Here is a 19,915-nt window from a genome sequence, read left to right on the forward strand (position 1 = left end):
GTCTAAAAAAACCTTTCATGTCAAAAATTGACGAGTCGTTTCTTTTACCCAAATACACATATATTATAAAATACACGTGCACTCGATTCTTGTACTACTACTTCTCTGTTTATGTAAAATTGTTCAAAGAACGCTTCTTTAGAGCTTGAGAGAAACGTTGTTCTCAAAAGCGAGTGCAAAAGTAGACAAAATAAATCTAACTGCCAAGAAAATACAAAAGAAAATTTCAAAAAGAAATAACTTTGTAATCAAAAATTGATTTAACTCAAGTTGAAAGTGATGTTACACCTTATTATATTATATAGTTTGACTCCCAAGACGTCATGAATGAAATTCTCACATCAATACTAACGAACGATAACTTCATCCACGAAAATCCATCCACCTTTTGCTCCCGCTTTAGCTTGATAACGAATATAACGCGCCTGAGCGTTTCCATTCCACTCAAAATCTTTCACTTGAAAATCGGTATCAAAGTCTACATCATACTGTCTCTCATCCACGGTTACATAATTAACACCGTCCTCCGAGACCGAAACACTTATTTCCGCAGGAGTATATATAACAGCACTGCGTGATTGGAAGAAACTTGCCTTTACCTGCTTTACAGTTTGCAGCCGTTCCAAATCAATGGTTACATCCAACCGATCATGACTGATGAATCCTTGCCATGCGCCGTCATGGAAATCCCATCCGCCACGAACACCATCCACTAAGGCACTGTCACCAGCCGCTTTATAATTAGCAGAATAAGGAGCATGGTAAACCACCTTCTTTCCTAACGCAAGATGATCTACCGGAACTCGACTTTCCTTCCGGGCACCAATTTCTTTACGTAAGTCAAAAGTGTTGTAGCCTCGTGCCCTAAGCACATCCTGCATATTCAAAGCCCGACGATGGAAATCAGGGAAAGCGCCCTTGTTTTGACTCCAACCATTTTCCGCAATCGCAAACAGACGGGGATAGAGCATGTATTCGCAATGCGACATCGTCGGAACCTGCTCAGTCCATAGATTACCCTGCAATCCTAACACGCGCTCGGCTGCCTCTCCTTGCAAATTACAAACGGGGTCAAAAGAATAACATTGTTCCAAAGAAACATAGCTACCAAAGGCTTTGGGCTGTGACGATGGCACATCCTGATAATGGTCTAAATAACAAAAACGCTCGGGCGACATTATCACATCATGGCCCGCTTTCGAGGCAGCAATGCCACCTTTCTCCCCTCGCCATGACATGACAACCGCATTGGGCGCCAACTTTCCTTCCAAAATCTCATCCCAACCGATTAAGATTCGACCGTGCTTATTGAGGAAACGCTCTATACGATGCGTAAGATAACTTTGCAATTCTGCCACATTGTTCAAATGCTCATCACGCATGCGCTTTTGACAACGAGGACATTTTTCCCACGCTTTCCGTGAGGCCTCATCCCCACCTATATGAATATATTTGGAAGGAAATACCTTCATGACCTCTTTCAATACATTTTCCAAAAAGACAAATGTCTGCTCATTGCCCACACAAAGGTCAGAAGTCAGCTTGCCGGCCTCCTCACACAACAATTCCGGATAGGCATGCGTCACCTCCGTACTATGCCCGGGCATTTCTATTTCAGGCACAACGGTGATATGGCGTTGGGCCGCATAGGCCACTATCTCTTTCAAATCCTGCTGCGTATAATATCCACCATAGGCGCCCACATCATCCTTATGGGCATACGGACGCCCCTGCTCACGCCATTTATCCCAATCCGACTCGGTACGCCAAGCCGCATCTTCTGTTAATTTCGGATATTTCTTGATTTGCATGCGCCATCCGGCACCATCCGTGAGATGCAGATGTAAACGATCGAGCTTGAGATAGGCCATCGCGTCCAATTGCTTTTTAATAAATTCCTTGGGCCAAAAATGGCGGGAACAATCGAGCATTAATCCCCTATAAACAAACCGAGGCTCATCCTTAATCTCGCAGCAAGCCACGCTTCCCTGCCTCTCTAACTGACGCAATGTTTGCAGTCCATAGAACAAGCCCATCACGGTTGGAGCCTCCAAATTAATCCCTTGTTCCCCAACATGGAGCCGGTAGCTTTGTAAAAGCTTATCATTCGCGGCGTCATTCCTTAGCTTTTGCCCGTCCGTAAGGCGCAAATGAAGCGTCCGAAGGCCCTCTTTGGCAACGACCAAGTCAGGGAATGAGCTAAATAATTGAGCCTGAATGAATTTACGATCTTTTCGTTTTATATTTCCAACTAACTTTATGCGCCCCTTCATTAAAAACTTTCCTTCCATCGGTTTATACGATGTCGGAGCCGGAATAACATTAATCGGATGTGTAGCTTGCATATTTCTATCTTCCGCGAACAAGCCAACAGAACATGAAAACATTATAAGCAATGTCAAAAAAAAGTTTTTCATGACTAAAAATATTTGTTTGATAGGATTAGGAAGCAAAGATAATGAAAAGAACCAAATGCACAAAAAAAACTGCCGACTTATCCATCACGGAAAGCCGACAGCACGAGAGATTTATGGATTCTTACTACTAAGACTCCTCAATTTATTTCTTTTTTAATTTCACTAACATCACGCTTTTATCACCGGTGTCATACTTCTTTTTTGACGCTTCGTCCTTAAAGATCTCAACACTTTCAATCTTATCGGCCTCTATCCCATCGATACTATCTACTTTTTTACCATCCACAAACACCACATAAGTAGCTTTGGCTGTCTGCCGGGCTTCTTCCGCAGGGTGGAAACGGATAGGAATAGTGTACTTTACATCCACAACCTTGCCATTCTGCATACCCGGTTCCCACTTGGGCATGCCCTTAACCATGTCAAGCGCAGCCTTGTCTAATTCCTGACTTACACTTTTTACAATTCTTGGACTGTTAATGCTTCCATCTTTTCCAACCACAAATTGAATGATGACATTTCCCCGAGCGTCCTTGTTAGGATAAGCAAGATTCTTGCCGATGTACTTTCTCAACTCTCCCGATCCTCCCGGGAAACTCGGCATTCTTTCTACAACGGCGAACACGCCATCCTGCTCTATAGCCGTCTCTGCCTTAAGCACTACATCAGACTGACCGGCTTTCGCACGGAAAGATGTTGTCGCAAGTCCTACATACATCACGTCAACAAGCTCATTTTCTTCTACATCCTTTAACTGATAACGCCCTTCGCGATCGGTCACCGTACCTTTCTTGCTACCTTTTATTTTAACTATCGCGCCTACTATTGGCTGACCTTTCTCGTCCCGAACGCTACCCGATATTGTTATTTTCTTAGCGGTCGGAGCAGCTTCATCCACTAACATTGCGATTTCATCAGCCTGCAAAGCAGAAGATTCGGGCTTTACCTTCATTTCCGATTCCAATAATTCATTGGCTCTATCTGTCAACGTTCCTATCACCGGCAGGCGATTGGTCAAAGTGCGGGCCACCGCTTCTATATTACTTACCAGCAGTAAGGTAACTGCCAAAGGCACCAACAGCAAGTACTTGGCCTTGCCTATTTCCTTAGTTCTACGTTTGTTCATCATTTTAATTCTCTTTTTAAGTGGTAAAACATTAAAGTTATTGGCCACATCCAAACGACTTGGATGATAAGCCAGCCCGAGCAGATGATACTGATAGGCTTTGCGCGCGTTGCCACCAGCCACCACCTTTTCGTCAGCCAGAAATTCCAAATTGATTCTTACCTCACGTTTCATGAGCCATGCGAATGGATTAAACCAACACACGATACAAAATAGCTCCGCAACAATCGTATCCACAGAATGCCACTGCGCCACATGCGTCCGCTCATGCACCATTATTTCCTGAAGTTGCTCTTGCGTTTGACCGTCAGGATTCAGAAAAATCCAACGGAAAAACGAGAATGGACCTTCCTTACCCAATAGGTTATGCACCTTTATTCCGTTTATCTCGCTTACCGGCGTTGTATGAGCCAGCCCGATAATAACCAGCAATTGCCACACCAAACGAAGCCCCAACAATGCCACTACTACAATATAAAGATAAAGAAAAAGATCCTTTACGGTTACCGAGGGCGCGTTAGCGTAAGCCATCAAAGCAGGTAATACATTGTCCGCATAGCTCACTGCCATGTCAGCCGCAAACGAAGTATCTTTTATCCAATAGGCTACATCCAGTGCTGGAACCAATAATGACACACCATAAATAGCCATCAGCGTAAACCTACGCAAGGAGAAAAATGTATCACGGCTCACCACCAACCAGTAAAAGCTATAAAGCAATAGCAACGCTAAATTTATCTTTAATAAATAGATAGCCATATCACGTCAATTTTCATTCTCTATTTCCGAAATAATATCACGTAAATCTTTCTCTGAGAGTTTCTCTTCCTTGGCAAAAAAAGTTACCATGTCCTTGAAAGAGTTCTTAAAATAATCGCGTACAAAACCCGTCATGAAACTTCGTTTATACTCACTTTCCTCTATATTAGGCGAGTAGCAATAGCTTTTCCCATCACGTTCCGCCTTTACAAAATTCTTTCTTTTCAGATTATTTACTACTGAAGCAACGGTCGTATAAGGAGGGCGGGGCTCAGGCATTGTATCTACAATTTGCTTCACGGCGCAGCGTCCTAATTGCCAAATACACTTCATTACATCTTCTTCTTGTTTCGTCAGATTCTCCATAGGGATGATTATTGTTGTTCATTATCGGCCACAAATCTACGAATTAATCGTAATAAAACAAATAACAGCAAGTTAACAATTACTAAATTTTCGTAGATTCATCAAATGACTACCATTTTTCGACCAATAGAGTAAAACAAAAGAACCCCACCTTATTATATAGGTGGGGTCTCTCTCCTTATAGAAATGATGATATTTTCAGCAACTACGAAGAAACAAGTTCACAAATATGAACAAGTTACAATATCTCTCTTGCGATCCATGCGCAAGCCTCCGCATCGGCCAGCGCATGATGGTGATTCTCCAAATTATACCCGCACCGGGCTGCCACGGTGTGAAGTTGATGATTAGGTAAAGTCCGGAAAACACGGCGGGCGGCACGAAGCGTATCATAAAAAGGATAGTCCGGATAATCCATCTGATACACATGGAAAGCCGCACGCAGGCAACTCTCATCAAAAACGCTGTTATGTGCCACCAAAGGCAAGCCGGCAATAAGCGGCTCTATCTCTGCCCACACCTCGTTAAACAAAGGAGCCTCATCTGTATCTGCACGGGTAAGACCATGTACCTTGGTACACCAATATGTATAATAATTAGGTTCCGGTTGGATCAATGAGTAAAACGAGTCTACAATCTCGCCATTGCGTACTACTACGATTCCTACCGAACAAACGCTGCTTCGCTCACTGTTGGCTGTTTCAAAATCTATGGCTGCAAAGTCCTTCATTATCTTCTTCTCAAAAAGTTAACTTTAATGAACATTTAGTTTTCAATACAAAAATACGAAAATCCATAGTAATATAGCAATACTTAACCTATTGTTTTAAAAAACAACATTCATCATTAGGAACATGCCTATCAGGTAATCAACCTCAGATTTTCCAATCTTAACATGGAAATTTTCTCATACCCTAAAAATCATAAAAAAAAGAGACTTGAACAAACGTTCAAATCTCTTAATTTCTGTGGTGGGTAGTGATGGATTCGAACCACCGAAGCTAGAAGCAGCAGATTTACAGTCTGCCCCATTTGGCCACTCTGGAAACTACCCGAACCGTAGTGTGGGCGTTGACGGATTCGAACCGCCGACCCTCTGCTTGTAAGGCAGATGCTCTAAACCAGCTGAGCTAAACGCCCTTACTTTTCGTAAGCGGATGCAAAAGTATAGGAATTTATTTGAACCGCCAAAAGGTTATCTATTTATTTTACATGTTTTAACCAAAAGCCTATACTTCGTCAATAACACATCCACATCTCTATTATCAATAATACGCTACATAGTTCTCAAAAAGTAATTTCACACGATTTTAAAGCGATTTCATGGCGTTTCGCTTTGACATTCCGCTTGTTTACATTACATTTGCAAACATATTCATCAATAACTCTTTTAATTATATATGGAAAAAAGAAATCTGGAAACAATTTGTATCCATGGAGGATGGAAGCCAAAGAAAGGCGAACCCCAACAACTTCCTATCTATCAAAGCACTACTTTCAAGTATGATACGAGTGAGCAAATGGCCCGTCTCTTCGACTTGGAGGACAGCGGATACTTTTATTCACGCTTAGCCAACCCCACCAATGACGCCGTTGCCAAGAAGATCGCGGCGCTTGAAGGCGGTGTCGGCGCAGTGCTCACCTCCTCGGGTCAGGCCGCTAACTTCTACGCCGTATTCAATATATGCGAAGCGGGCGACCACTTCATCACCGCAAACACTATTTATGGTGGCACATTCAACCTTTTTGGAGTCACCATGAAGAAGCTCGGCATAGACTGCACGTTTATCGATCCCGAATGGGACGACGCCCAAATAGAAGCAGCTTTCCGTCCTAACACCAAATGCTTCTTCGGCGAAACCATTTCCAATCCCGGCGCAAATGTGTTCGATATTGAGCGTTTTGCCCGCATAGCCCATAAACATGGCGTTCCTCTTATCGTCGACAACACCTTCGCCACACCTATTAACTGCCGCCCATTTGAATGGGGGTGCGACATTGTTACCCACTCCACGACCAAGTACATGGACGGACACGCCACACAAGTAGGCGGCTGCGTGGTTGACTCCGGTAACTTTGATTGGGCTGCCCAAGGCGATAAATTCAAGGGACTGACCACTCCTGACGAAAGCTATCACGGACTTACATACACCAAAACCTTTGGAAACATGGCCTATTGCACCAAGTTGGTCACCCAACTCATGCGTGACTTGGGCAGCATTCCAGCCCCACAAAACTCCTTCTTGCTCAACTTAGGATTGGAGACGCTCCACCTCCGCATGAAGCAACATTGCTCTAACGCGCAGAAAGTGGCCGAATGGCTCGAGAAGGACAGCCATGTTGCATGGGTCAACTACAGCGGTCTTCCCTCCAACAAGTACTATGCTTTGGGTCAGAAATACCTGCCCAACGGCTCTTGTGGTGTGATTGCGTTCGGATTGAAAGGCAGCCGTGAGGAAGCCATCAAGTTCATGGATAACCTCGATTTCATATCTATCGTTACCCATGTGGCCGACGCCCGCACCTGCGTACTGCACCCGGCAAGTCACACCCATCGCCAACTTTCCGAACAACAGCTGCACGATGCCGGCATAGCGCCCGACTTAATCCGCCTCTCCGTGGGCATTGAGAACAGCGATGACATCATAGCCGACCTACAACAAGCCATGGATAAAATGTAAGATACCTATATAATAATGTAGCAAGAAGAGGACATTCACTCAAGAATGCCCTCTTCTTTTATTCTGTCACGCAAGCATTTCACCGCTTGCATGCTTTATTCTTCTATATTATCAGCTACAACCTTCAACGCTGCAACTGCTTTTTCAGCAACTCAGGAATCTCACTTGTCTCTTTCGCAACAGGCACACCCACTGCCTCAAAGGCCGAAACCTTGCCCTCGGCAGAGCCTGATCCGCCCGAGATTATCGCACCTGCATGTCCCATTTGCTTGCCCGGAGGCGCTTGTCTTCCTGAAATGAACACGGCAACGGGCTTCGTTACATTCTTCTTGATGAACTGCGCCGCACGCTCTTCCGCGTCACCACCAATCTCACCGATAAGAGCGATGGAGTCAGTTTCGGGATCATCTTGGAACATTTGCAACAAATCCTCAAAATAAAGGCCCACAACGGGGTCGCCACCCACGCCGACTGCCGTTGATTGCCCTAAGCCGGCTTGCGTCAACTGATAAACAACCTCGTAAGTCAATGTACCGCTACGGCTGATAACTCCGGTATGTCCTTTCTTAAATATATTGGTCGGCATAATACCGGCCATGCTCTCCTCGGGTGAGATAAGGCCCGGGCAATTGGGTCCAATGACCTTAACGCCCTTTATCTTGGCATAGCGTTGCGCGGCGACAGCGTCCATCGTAGGCACACCCTCGGTAATACAAATCACCAACTTCACGCCTCCGTCAATGGCTTCCAACATCGCATCCTTGGCAAAAGGAGCCGGAACGAAGATGATAGAAGTATCGGCACCGGTAGCCTCAACAGCGTCTTTCACCGTGTTAAATACTGGAATGCCGGCTACTTCCTGACCGGCTTTACCCGGCGAGGTACCACCTACAACATTGGTTCCATACGTTTTCATCTTCGTGGCATGGAAACTGCCATCACGTCCGGTAATACCCTGAACGATAACTTTTGAATCTTTATGTAGTAAAATACTCATAGCTCAATCCTGATTTAGTGTTGTTGTTTACTTAGTTCCACAGCCTTATGGCCCGCGTCCGACATGCTTGTGCCCACGGTAAAATGGGTTCCGGCCAGCAACGCCCGACCTTCAGCCTCATTGGTTCCCGTGAGTCGGATAACAATAGGAATGTCGGTCTCTATCGTTTTAAATGCCTCGATAAGTCCCTTGGCCACATCGTCGCAACGCGTAATACCACCAAAGATATTGATAAGAACCGTATTGACATGCTTATCGCTCAACAACAGCTTCATGGCCTCCACGATTTTCTCCGGGTTGGAGCTACCACCAATATCGAGGAAGTTGGCCGGCTCGCCTCCATAGAGCTTAATCATATCCATCGTGGCCATGGCAAGTCCGGCGCCATTCACCATGCAACCGATGTTGCCACCTAAGTTCACATAACTGAACCCCTTTTCCTTGGCGTCCTGCTCCTTGCGCTCCTCGGGCGTCGGTTCAAAGAGTTCTTTCACGTCGGGATGGCGGAAGAGGGCATTATCGTCAAACGTCATCTTGGCGTCAATGGCCTTCAACGTGCCATCGCCCAACAACACGAGCGGATTGATTTCAACCAACGACGCGTCTTTCTCTACAAAAAGTCGATATAAGTTTTGGAAAATCTTCACGGCCTGCTTCACTTGTGCCATGTCGTCAAACAACTTAAAAGCAGCCTGACGGGCCAAGAAATCAGTCATACCCAGCATGGGATCGATGATGATTTTCTCTATTTTCTCCGGTGTTTCTTTTGCTACCTGCTCTATATCCATGCCACCCGAACGGCTCAACATGAGCATGGGGCATTTAGACTTGCGATCAACAAGAATACTCACATAGTATTCCGAAACAATATCCACGGCCTCGCTCACCAATACCCGGTCCACGGTGAAGCCTTTGATGTCCATGCCAAGAATGGCCTCGGCATGCTGACGGATTTCCGCTTCGCCACTACCGAGCTTCACGCCACCTGCTTTTCCGCGGCCGCCGGTATGCACCTGCGCTTTAACTACTGCTTTTTCCGTACCCAACTCTCGATAAGCCGCCACGGCTTCATCGGCCGTCCGACATAGCACGTGCTTGTCTACAGGGACTCCGTAGCCTGCAAAGAAAGTTTTTGCTTGATATTCATGTACCTTCATAGTTATTAAATAATTATGTGTTTTAAAATCTTCGGGAAAATTACAAAATATTTTTCAAGCCAAGAAAGAATTAAAGAGAATTTTACCTTTCTGTTCCGATAAATCATCGTTTCGGGCTTTCATCCATGAAAAAAGCCATATTCTACCTCTTTTAAAGAGATAAAATATGGCTCTCAGCGCCTTGTTCCATTCACGAATCGGGGCCGTTCTTTTCAGTGACACGCCGATTCAGGACACGCTGTTCGCAAGGCGGTGAACTTTATTCTTCGCTAAAGTCTTCCTTGCCTACACCGCAAACGGGGCATACGAAGTCTTCAGGAAGATCTTCAAATGCGGTGCCCGGTGCTATACCGTTATCTGGATCACCTAATTCTGGGTCATATACCCAACCACAAGTATCACAAACATACTTTGCCATAATGTCTTTGTATTTTAAATTAATAATTATAGTTGTAACTTAACTCGCTGCAAATATAACTCTTATCATTGAATTCTCAAAATAAAAAAGCGGTTTTATTTCATATTTATATTATTATATATAAATAGGTGTAATTTCACTATGAAATTATGGCGCTTACGATATACCACCGTTTGTTTTGACGAATTGATGGAAAGATAACAAACGATGTACTATTCGATACCGAAAAGCCATGCTACCCTTTGGCCGTCGACAACCTGAACTTGCGCCAATACAGCCAACCGGCCAAGGTCAATCCGAAAGGATAAGCGTACCAAACGCCAACCAAACCAAAATCGAACACCAAGCCCAAAACGTAGCTCAAAGGAATATTCACCAAGAAAAACGCGGCGAAAGCGTACGTCGCCAAGGGTTTCACGCAACCTATGCCGCGGAGCGAATTACCATAAACGATTTGCAGGCCGTCGCCAAACTGATAGGTCAGCAGCGGTATGATAACCACCGACACCAATACCTTTACCTCATGACTGTCGTTAAACCATCCGCCAATCTCATGGCGCAGCAGGAAAACGGGTATGGAAAAGACCAACGCCAACAGCAGAACCATGCGGAAACCCGTGGCGGCATTGCGCCGCACTGCCCCGTAATCGCCCTGCCCCACGTAGTTGCTCACCCTGATACTCACGGCCGCTCCTATACCATAATATACCATATAGAACAATTGCGATAGGGTTATCATTACCTGATGGGCCGCCAACGCCGTCGTACCTATCCATCCCACCATGACGCTGCATAGGCTGAAAGCGGCCGACTCCACGCCCAACTGAAAGGCCAAAGGCCAGCCCATGCGGTTCATCTCGCCGAAATCCACACGGTTCAGCCTGCCCTTTCGCCAGCCGTCACGGTAAGGTTGGCAGCGCTTGGCCAGCAAAAAGACGACCCCGAGGCCCATCGCCGTCAGCACACGGGCGGTCAACGTGGCGACACCCGCCCCCAACAGCCCCAGCTCGGGCAGCCCCGCCACACCGTAAATCAGCAGCCAGTTCAGAAGTATATTGACACAATTGCCCCCTACCATCATCCACATGGGCGAACGGGTGTCGGTCGTTCCGTCGAACAGTTGCTTGAGCGTGTTAAACAATCCCACGAAAAGCAACGACCCAAGGTTCACCAAGAAATAAGGCCGAATGAGCGGCAGAAGCTCCTCGGGCTGGCCTATGCGATGCAGATTGAAGTAAAGCAACACCATCGCCGCCGTGAGCAACAGCCCCACGAAGCCATTGGCCACGACGGCATTCTTGAGCTTTGCGCCCAACTCGTCGCCCCGTCGCTGCCCGTAAAGCCTGCCCACGATGGGTGTAAGCCCATAGGAAAAGCCGAGGTAGAACAATAATATAAAACTGAAAACATTGTTGACAAAGCCCGCCGCAGCCAGTTCGGCCGTACTGTGGTGGCCCACCATGAGCGTATCGGCAAAGCCGAGAACGATAATTCCCAATTGTCCGATGACAATGGGAACCGAGAGCCGGAACAAGGGTGCCGCCTCCTTACCGAGTAAATTCATATATTGTAGAAGTTTCTTTTTTGACCCTAAGCCTACCGCCGTCATGCTTTCGCGGACACCGGTGGCGCTATTCGCCTGCAAAGGTAGGAAATAGTGCCGACAAACCCTCTATCTTTCAAAACATTCCCCCTAAAGAAAAACCATGCGAAATTCGGCAAGTTCATATTTCATTCATTATCAATTGGTTAGCCATTTACCATCCGTCTCTTTCCCAAAGCAGCCCTTTCAGCGGCTCAAAGCAGCCTTTTCACCATGTCATTGTGGGCCTTTCACACGGTCAAAGGCCAGCTCTCGCAAATCAAAAAATAGCTTTTATATCAGTCATTTATTTGGATATATCAGGCTTTTCAGCTAACTTTGCAGCATTGAGTTTAATACATAACAATACAAATAAAGATGATTCTTTTTTTCAGAACTCCTTCCCAAAGCGTGATTGCCACTGAGTTTGACCATCAGCCCAGTCACGACGAAATCGAAAAACTTTGTTGGTTATATGGCGAAGCCACGCCTGAAACAAACCAGAAGTTGGATGGCTGCTTTGTCGGCCCACGCCGTGAAATGATTACTCCTTGGAGTACGAATGCCGTTGAGATTACTCAAAACATGAGTCTTAACGGCATTTTGCGTATAGAAGAGTACTTCCCCGTGGAGTCGGAAGACGCCGAGCACGACCCCATGCTGCACCGCATGTACAAAGGACTCGACCAAGACATCTTCACGATCAACCACAATCCCGAGCCCATCAAGTACGTTGACGACCTCGAAAAGTACAACGAGGAAGAAGGTTTGGCCCTTAGCGAAGACGAGATAGCCTATCTCCACACGCTCGAAAAGGAGAATCAGCGTCCTCTTACCGACTCCGAGATCTTCGGTTTTGCCCAAATCAACTCCGAACACTGCCGCCACAAGATATTCGGAGGGCAGTTTATCATCGACGGAAAAGAAAAAGAATCATCACTATTCAGCCTTATCAAGAAGACCACTCAGGAGAATCAAAATAAGGTTATGTCGGCTTATAAGGACAACGTGGCCTTCTCCGAGGGTCCCGTCATCGAGCAGTTCGCACCCGAAGACCAAAGTACGAGCGACTATTTTAAGGTGAAAGACATCGAAAGTGTCATATCACTGAAAGCCGAGACCCATAACTTCCCCACCACGGTTGAGCCTTTCAACGGCGCCGCCACGGGCACCGGAGGCGAAATTCGCGACCGTATGGGCGGTGGCGTAGGCTCTTGGCCCATCGCAGGAACGGCCTGCTACATGACCGCTTACCCACGATTGAAGGACGACAATGGAGCGCCAGCCACCGAAAGGACATGGGAACAGATTATCCCCGTGCGCAAATGGCTCTATCAGACGCCTGAGCAGATTCTCATCAAAGCCTCCAACGGCGCCAGCGACTTTGGCAACAAGTTTGGTCAACCGCTCATTGCGGGTAGCGTACTCACCTTTGAATACGAGACAACGGCCGACGATACCAACCCCAACGGCCCCGGACAGATTTATGGTTACGACAAGGTTATCATGCTGGCAGGTGGTGTTGGCTACGGCAAAAAGCGCGACTGCCTGAAGAAGGAGCCACAGCCGGGCAACAAAGTAGTCGTTGTCGGTGGCGACAACTACCGCATCGGACTGGGTGGAGGCTCCGTAAGTTCGGTTGATACCGGCCGCTACAGCAACGGCATTGAGCTGAACGCGGTGCAGCGTGCCAACCCCGAAATGCAGAAAAGAGCCTACAACCTCGTGCGTGCGTTGGTCGAAGAAGATACCAATCCGGTCGTTTCAATCCACGACCACGGCTCCGCCGGCCATCTCAACTGCCTTAGTGAGCTGGTGGAAGACTGCGGTGGCCAAATCGACATGGCCCAATTACCCATCGGCGACAAGACTTTGAGCGCCAAAGAGATTATCGCCAACGAGTCACAAGAGCGCATGGGACTGCTCATCGACGAGAAACATCTTGACCATGTGCGCAAGATTGCCGAGCGTGAGCGTGCCCCCATGTACGTCGTTGGTGAGACTACGGGCGACGCCCACTTCAGTTTCGCGCAGGCAGATGGCGTAAAGCCCTTCGATCTTGACGTGAAACAGATGTTCGGTCACACGCCTAAGACCATCATGGAAGACGTAACCGTGGAGCGCGCTTACGCCAATGTACATACGGAGGAAGCCCACCTCGACGAGTATCTTGATAAGGTATTACAGCTCGAGGCCGTAGCTTGTAAGGACTGGCTGACCAACAAGGTCGACCGCTCCGTTACGGGTAAGATAGCCCGTCAGCAAGGTCAGGGCCGCATACAGTTGCCGTTGAGCGACTGCGGTGTCGTGGCTTTGGACTATCGCGGACGCAAAGGTATCGCCACATCGTTAGGCCACGCCCCGCAGGCAGGCCTTGCCGACCCGGCCGCAGGTAGCGTTCTATCGGTTGCCGAGGCCTTGACCAACATCGTATGGGCCCCCATGGCCGACGAGGAAACGCCGCTTAACGCCGTTAGTTTGAGTGCTAACTGGATGTGGCCGTGTCGTAGTCAGAAAGGCGAAGACGCACGTCTGTACGAAGGAGTGCAGGCTTTGAGCGATTTCTGCTGCGCCATCCACGTCAACGTTCCTACCGGTAAAGACTCTCTCTCGCTATCTCAGCAGTATCCGGACGGCAGCAAGATCATCGCCCCGGGCACCGTTATCGTGAGCGCCGGCGGTGAAGTAAGCGACGTAAGAAAGGTTGTCAGCCCCGTAGTTGTCAACGATAAGAACTCCAGCCTCTACCATATCGACTTCAGCTTTGACGAGCAACGCCTCGGCGGAAGTGCGCTTTCACAGACGCTCGGCAAGATAGGAAGCGACGTACCGACCGTTCAGAACCCCGAATACTTCGTGGATTGCTTCAACGCCGTGCAGGAACTGATCCGTCGCGGTTGGATTATGGCAGGTCACGACATCAGCGCCGGTGGTTTGATAACGACGCTGCTGGAAATGACTTTTGCCAATATCGAAGGTGGATTGCATGTCAACCTGCACGACATGGCAGGCGATGACATCATCAAGACCTTGTTCGCCGAGAACCCGGGCGTGGTGATTCAGGTGAGCGACAGCCATAAGGAGGAGCTTCAGGACTACCTGAACGACGCCGGAATAGGCTTCGCCAAGATTGCTTATCCTACGCCTCACGACCGCAAGATAACCATTAAGAAGAATCAATACGAGCACGAGTTCGACATCAACGCGCTGCGTGACACTTGGTATAAGACCAGTTATCTGCTCGACCGCGACCAAAGTTTCAACGGCATGGCCCAACAACGCTACGCCAACTACAAGGCTCAGCCCGTGGAAATGAAGTTCAACGACAACTTCAAAGGTACGCTCGAGAGCTACGGAATCAGCGCCGAGCGCCGCACACCGTCGGGAATCAAGGCCGCAATCATCCGCGAGAAGGGCACCAACGGTGAGCGAGAGATGGCTTACTCCATGTATTTGGCAGGCTTCGATGTCAAGGATGTGACCATGACCGACCTCATCAGTGGCCGTGAAACCTTGGAAGACGTTAACTTCATCGTGTTCTGTGGCGGCTTCTCTAACTCCGATGTATTGGGTTCTGCCAAAGGTTGGGCAGGCGCGTTCCTTTACAATCCTAAGGCCAAAGAGGCGCTCGACCGCTTCTATTCACGAGAGGATACCTTGTCACTCGGTATCTGTAACGGTTGCCAACTCATGGTTGAACTCAATCTTATCAACCCCGAGCACACCCATCGGAGCCGTCTTCTCCACAACACCTCACACAAGTTTGAGAGTGCTTTCTTAAGTCTCAGCATTCCGGAGAACAACAGTGTGATGTTCCATAGCCTGAGTGGAAACACCTTAGGCTTGTGGGTTGCCCACGGAGAGGGCCGCTTCAGTCTGCCCGAAGCTGAAGACCAATACAACGTTATCGCCAAATACAACTATGCCGAGTACCCCGGCAACCCCAACGGAAGCGACTATAACGTGGCCGGTATATGCTCTTCGGACGGTCGTCACTTAGCAATGATGCCCCACTTGGAGCGCGCCATCTTCCCATGGCAAAACGCTTGGTACCCCGCAGAGCGACGCTTTGACGACGTGACGCCGTGGATTGAGGCCTTCGTGAACGCCCGCAAGTGGGTGGAAGCGAAGACACGAGGATAAAAAAGCCCGAAAGTAAGAGGACTGTACATCCGTTTTATACAAGCACTCTTATTGATATTTCAGATAATGTACATCACTTTATTCAAGACATTCTTCAAGATTGGCATAGTCACCTTTGGCGGTGGCTATGCCATGATACCCATGATAAAGGCCGATGTTGTTGACAAACACAAGTGGATAAAGGAGGAAGAGTTCATCGACCTGCTGGCTATTGCCCAGAGTTGTCCCGGCGTTTTTGCCATCAACATCAGCATTTTTATCGGTTATAAGCTAAGAAAGATGAAAGGAGCGCTATGCACTGCCATTGGCACCGCCCTGCCCTCATTCCTCATTATCTTAGCCATCGCCATGTTTTTCCACGCCTTTCAGGAGAACAAAGTCGTGGCCGCGATGTTCGCGGGCATACGTCCGGCCGTGGTAGCGCTCATTGCCGTGCCCACGTTTGAGCTGGCCAAAAGCGCCAAGATTGGGCTGGCCAACTGCTGGATTCCCATTAGCAGCGCCCTGCTGATATGGCTCTTAGGCGTCAACCCCATCTATGTCATCATCGCGGCGGGACTGGGTGGCTATATCTACGGCCGCTTTTTAAAGTCTACGGAGTAAACTGTGGTATGATATTTCTTTACTTATTTCTCACCTTTTTTGAGATAGGATTGTTCGGATTCGGCGGCGGTTACGCCATGATTTCGCTCATTCAAGGTCAGGTAGTGACCCGTTGGCACTGGTTATCGATGGGCGAGTTCACCAACATTATCGCCATTAGCCAAATGACGCCGGGGCCGGTGGGCATTAACTCTGCCACCTACTGCGGCTACACGGCCGTGAAAAATGCCGGTTTCGACAGCACGATGGCCATCCTCGGATCGGCTACTGCCACCTTCGCTTTGGTGCTCCCATCGTTTATCCTCATGGTACTCATCAGCAAGATGTTCATGAAATACATGCACACCCAGCCTGTACAAGATGTTTTCTCGGCCCTAAGACCCGCTGTGGTAGGCCTTCTCGGAGCTGCCGCACTGCTGCTCATGACACCCGAGAACTTCTCAACGCCCGCCAATCCGTGGCAGTTTTACATCAGCATAGCCCTCTTTTTGGCCACCTTCATCGGCACCAAATACATGAAGATAAACCCCATCGCAATGATTGGCTACGCAGCTTTTGCCGGATTGATACTGCTTTACTAAAGGCTGTTTTGTAAACTTTCTTTATCAAAAAAGCCACCTCCCGAACCAACGAATGTAGCGAAAGGATGACCAAGAAGAACCATTTTGAAGAATAAAAGCAGTCTGTCCGGCGCCTCACCTACACGCTTTCGATTGCTGAAAGCTATGCTTTGGTCCCGCTAAATCGTGCTTTCATCCCGCCAAACATGAATAATGGTTGCGGCAAAAGCCCGTCCCTACCTTATCAAAGGCCTGCTCTCACTCGGTCAAAGGCCTGCTTTCATGCGGTCATAAGGGGCTTTTCGCATCATCGAAGGGCCACAATGACCTACCCACCTGCCCATCCTTGCATCGCATTATTACGTAACCCGCTATTTATCAATTACTTAATAAAGTCGTAAAATATGTCCGTTTTTCCGACCGAAAGATTATTCGCTCGAAAAAATCGCAGCCATTTCAGCGCTTTTGTAAAGGAAATTCGCAATTCTAACAGCCTACTCCTGCCATCAATTTAATAGCTTTATACCATCAATTTGTCAACCACCAACTCGTCAACTCATTAACTATAACCATCAACTTGTCAACTCGTTCACTCGTCTACTCGTCAACTACAACTTGTCAACTCTCCAACTTTTGCTTCGCAAAACTTCTATTTTTCAAAAAATAATCGTAACTTTCGGCTCCAAACTATTTAACAACTACAGAATCATGAAAACCAAACAACTGCTGTTTATGCTAACATCAGGCTTCCTTGCGGCTTGTACGCCCAACAACGTTGAGCAACAAGTAGACAAGCTCTATGCGCAAATGACGCCGCAGGAGCGTATCGCCCAACTCCACGGCATGTACCTATCAGACCTTTTCGACAGCCAAGGTAGGCTCGACACCGTCAAATGTCGTGAGCTGATAGGCCACGGCATAGGCCATTTCTCGCAATATGCCAGCCAAGAATCGACTACCCCCGAAGCCATCCGCGACAAGGTAGTAGCCGTGCAGCAATGGCTCACCACACACACGCCGTCGGCCATTCCCGCCCTATTTCACGAGGAGGCGCTCACCGGAGTCAACACCCGAGGGGCCACGGTCTATCCTCAACAGATAGGATTGGCCTGTTCTTTCAACCCACAGTTGGCCGAGCAAAAGACCCGACAGACCGCAGCCACCATGCGAAAAATAGGCGGCATGCTGGCCTTATCACCCATGGTCGACGTCGTTCGCAACCCCTCGTTCAACCGTTTGGAGGAATCTTACGGCGAAGACGCCTACCTCTCGGCCGTCATGGGTACCGCCTTTGTCGAAGGTTTGCAGCAAGGCGACTTGCGCAAGGGCGTCGGTGCGTGCAGCAAACACTTCCTTGGCTACGGCGGAGGTGGTGACGCCGATGAGCGGGAACGCATGGAGGAGATTCTCTTTCCCCACGAATCCATCATCCGCAAGGCCAAAAGCAAGGTGGTGATGACGGGCTACCATGCCGTCAACGGTACCAACTGCGTGGCCAACCGTGAGCTGCAAGAGGGCATATTGCGCAATTATCTTCACTTCGACGGTATGCTCGTGAGCGATTATGGTGCGATAGATCAGATTCCCAACACGGCCGATGACGTCCATAGGGCGGCCGCCGCAATCAACGCGGGCAACGATGTCGACTTTCCAAAAGGCACGGCCTACCGCCATCTTCAGGCTGCCGTGGACCGTGGATTGGTAAGCGCCGAGACCATCGAAAAGGCCGTTAAGCGGGTGCTAACCTACAAAATGGAGGTGGGACTCTTCGACAAGGACCGCTCATTTGCCGCCGAAGGGCCCATCGCTTTCGACACGCCCGAGGAGCGCAAAACGGCTTACGAGCTGGCCACGCAGTCGGTCGTATTGCTCAAGAACAACGGAGTGTTGCCCTTGCAAAAGCCCTGCCGCATAGCCCTCACGGGCCCCAATGCCAACACGATGTGGGCCATGGTGGGCGATTACAGCTTTCAGAGCATGCGGTTCTTTTGGCAACAGAAGATAGAAGACGCCGAACATCCTCACATCGTGGGCCTTCGCGAGGGCATGGAACGCCGCTTACCCACGGGCATGAGCATGGCGTACAGCCGCGGATGTGACTGGACCGACACTGTGGAGACCATCATCGAGGAGACGGGAGACGAGCGGGCGGCCTACATGAGGTCCATTCAGAACCGAAAGATAGACAGCGGCGAGGAGGCCAACACCGAGGAAGCACTGAAGATAGCGGCCCAAAGCGACGTCATCATTGCCGCCATGGGCGAGAACGCCATCCTATGTGGAGAGAACCGTACACGCACTTCGCTGCGCCTGCCGGGCCGTCAGGAGGCGTTCGTAGAGCAGCTTATCGCCACGGGAAAGCCGGTGGTGCTGGTGCTCTTCGGCGGTCGGGCGCAGGTGGTTTCGGGCCTTGCCGAGCGCTGCGCGGCCGTTATTCAGGCGTGGTATCCCGGCGAAGAGGGCGGAAATGCCGTGGCCGACATTCTCTATGGCCATGTTTCGCCGTCTGGAAAACTCAGTGTGAGCTATCCGAAGGAGGAAGTGCACGAGCCGTTGTGCTACAACAAGACCGTAGAAACGGACAAGCGAGTGGCTTGGCCCTTTGGTTTCGGCCTCAACTATACCACCTTTGCTTACAGCAATCTGCGGGTGGCACAGCAGGCAAAGACCACGGATAAAGAAATCATCGTGAGCTTTGACGTGGAGAATACGGGCCACCGGGCAGCCGACGAGGTAGTTCAGCTCTACCTATCGCCTACCGACAGCCGCCAACAGTTGCGTCCCTTGCAGCTCCAAGGCTTTGCCCGAGTGAGCCTGAAACCGGGTGAGCGCCGCACCGTGAGCCTATTGTTACAACCTCAACAGTTTGGGTTCTACGACATGGAGCACCGGGCCGACAACGGCTTTGGCCAATGGACGGTGGCTCCGGGCAAGTATGAGATAAAGGTGGGAGCGTCTTCCGCCGACATAAAATTGCGCAGCTTCATCACCCTTTCGGGCAAAACGCACACCCAACCCTTGCGTGACACCATCCCGACGACAAGGTTCAAGATTTCGGCAGGTGCCTTATAATCTTTTAAAAAGACCGCCAAAAGCTATATTAAAG

General features: G+C 48.9%; 13 protein-coding genes and 2 tRNA genes. 5 read left to right on the forward strand and 10 right to left on the reverse strand.

Translation table 11 applies throughout. The annotated features are described in order from the left end of the window. Nucleotides 1-347: 347 nt before the first annotated feature. From VIR50_RS07760 to VIR50_RS07785, 6 genes are all read right to left on the reverse strand, one after another. Nucleotides 348-2,387, reverse strand: a complete 2,040-nt coding sequence (locus tag VIR50_RS07760) for a glycoside hydrolase family 20 protein (RefSeq protein WP_414703542.1) — start codon at nt 2,385-2,387, stop codon at nt 348-350. Nucleotides 2,388-2,559: 172 nt separating this feature from the next. Beyond that, nucleotides 2,560-4,302, reverse strand: coding sequence for a TonB family protein (locus VIR50_RS07765; RefSeq protein WP_331934576.1), 1,743 nt, complete (start codon nt 4,300-4,302; stop codon nt 2,560-2,562). Nucleotides 4,303-4,308: 6 nt separating this feature from the next. After that, nucleotides 4,309-4,668: a BlaI/MecI/CopY family transcriptional regulator gene (locus VIR50_RS07770; RefSeq protein ID WP_331934577.1), complete on the reverse strand. Its 360-nt coding sequence runs from the start codon at nt 4,666-4,668 to the stop codon at nt 4,309-4,311. Nucleotides 4,669-4,906: 238 nt separating this feature from the next. Then, nucleotides 4,907-5,398 carry a 3'-5' exonuclease gene (locus VIR50_RS07775; RefSeq protein ID WP_331934578.1) on the reverse strand — a complete coding sequence of 164 codons (492 nt, stop codon included), beginning with the start codon at nt 5,396-5,398 and terminating at the stop codon, nt 4,907-4,909. A gap of 239 nt (nt 5,399-5,637) precedes the next feature. Next, nucleotides 5,638-5,722 (reverse strand) — tRNA-Tyr (locus tag VIR50_RS07780). Nucleotides 5,723-5,733: 11 nt separating this feature from the next. After that, nucleotides 5,734-5,808: transfer RNA gene (locus tag VIR50_RS07785), tRNA-Val, on the reverse strand. A 260-nt stretch (nt 5,809-6,068) separates the two neighbouring features. Between VIR50_RS07785 and VIR50_RS07790 the strand changes: the two genes are divergently transcribed. Beyond that, nucleotides 6,069-7,349 (forward strand): O-acetylhomoserine aminocarboxypropyltransferase/cysteine synthase family protein, encoded by a 1,281-nt coding sequence (locus VIR50_RS07790; RefSeq protein WP_331934579.1) that lies wholly within the window; start codon nt 6,069-6,071, stop codon nt 7,347-7,349. A 124-nt stretch (nt 7,350-7,473) separates the two neighbouring features. Here the strand turns inward: VIR50_RS07790 and sucD are convergent, their stop codons facing one another. The 4 genes from sucD to VIR50_RS07810 all read right to left on the reverse strand — a co-directional run bounded on the left by sucD (nt 7,474) and on the right by VIR50_RS07810 (nt 11,485). Beyond that, on the reverse strand, nt 7,474-8,346 hold the full coding sequence (sucD, locus tag VIR50_RS07795; protein ID WP_331934580.1) for a succinate--CoA ligase subunit alpha: 873 nt from the start codon (nt 8,344-8,346) through the stop codon (nt 7,474-7,476). Between the two features lie 14 nt (nt 8,347-8,360). Further along, nucleotides 8,361-9,503: an ADP-forming succinate--CoA ligase subunit beta gene (gene sucC, locus VIR50_RS07800; RefSeq protein WP_331934581.1), complete on the reverse strand. Its 1,143-nt coding sequence runs from the start codon at nt 9,501-9,503 to the stop codon at nt 8,361-8,363. Between the two features lie 259 nt (nt 9,504-9,762). Further along, on the reverse strand, nt 9,763-9,921 hold the full coding sequence (gene rd / locus VIR50_RS07805) for a rubredoxin (RefSeq protein WP_331934582.1): 159 nt from the start codon (nt 9,919-9,921) through the stop codon (nt 9,763-9,765). Nucleotides 9,922-10,156: 235 nt separating this feature from the next. Then, on the reverse strand, nt 10,157-11,485 hold the full coding sequence (locus VIR50_RS07810) for an MATE family efflux transporter (protein ID WP_331934583.1): 1,329 nt from the start codon (nt 11,483-11,485) through the stop codon (nt 10,157-10,159). 396 nt (nt 11,486-11,881) lie between these two features. On the opposite strand from VIR50_RS07810, the gene purL reads away from it, so the two are divergent. From purL to VIR50_RS07830, 4 genes are all read left to right on the forward strand, one after another. Next, nucleotides 11,882-15,646, forward strand: a complete 3,765-nt coding sequence (gene purL, locus VIR50_RS07815) for a phosphoribosylformylglycinamidine synthase (protein ID WP_331934584.1) — start codon at nt 11,882-11,884, stop codon at nt 15,644-15,646. Between the two features lie 66 nt (nt 15,647-15,712). Beyond that, on the forward strand, nt 15,713-16,249 hold the full coding sequence (locus VIR50_RS07820) for a chromate transporter (RefSeq protein WP_331934585.1): 537 nt from the start codon (nt 15,713-15,715) through the stop codon (nt 16,247-16,249). A gap of 8 nt (nt 16,250-16,257) precedes the next feature. Further along, on the forward strand, nt 16,258-16,830 hold the full coding sequence (locus tag VIR50_RS07825; RefSeq protein ID WP_331934586.1) for a chromate transporter: 573 nt from the start codon (nt 16,258-16,260) through the stop codon (nt 16,828-16,830). Between the two features lie 687 nt (nt 16,831-17,517). After that, nucleotides 17,518-19,881, forward strand: a complete 2,364-nt coding sequence (locus tag VIR50_RS07830; RefSeq protein ID WP_331934587.1) for a glycoside hydrolase family 3 N-terminal domain-containing protein — start codon at nt 17,518-17,520, stop codon at nt 19,879-19,881. Nucleotides 19,882-19,915: the final 34 nt, after the last annotated feature.

The organism is Prevotella sp. (assembly GCF_036570325.1).
Lineage (GTDB): Bacteria > Bacteroidota > Bacteroidia > Bacteroidales > Bacteroidaceae > Prevotella.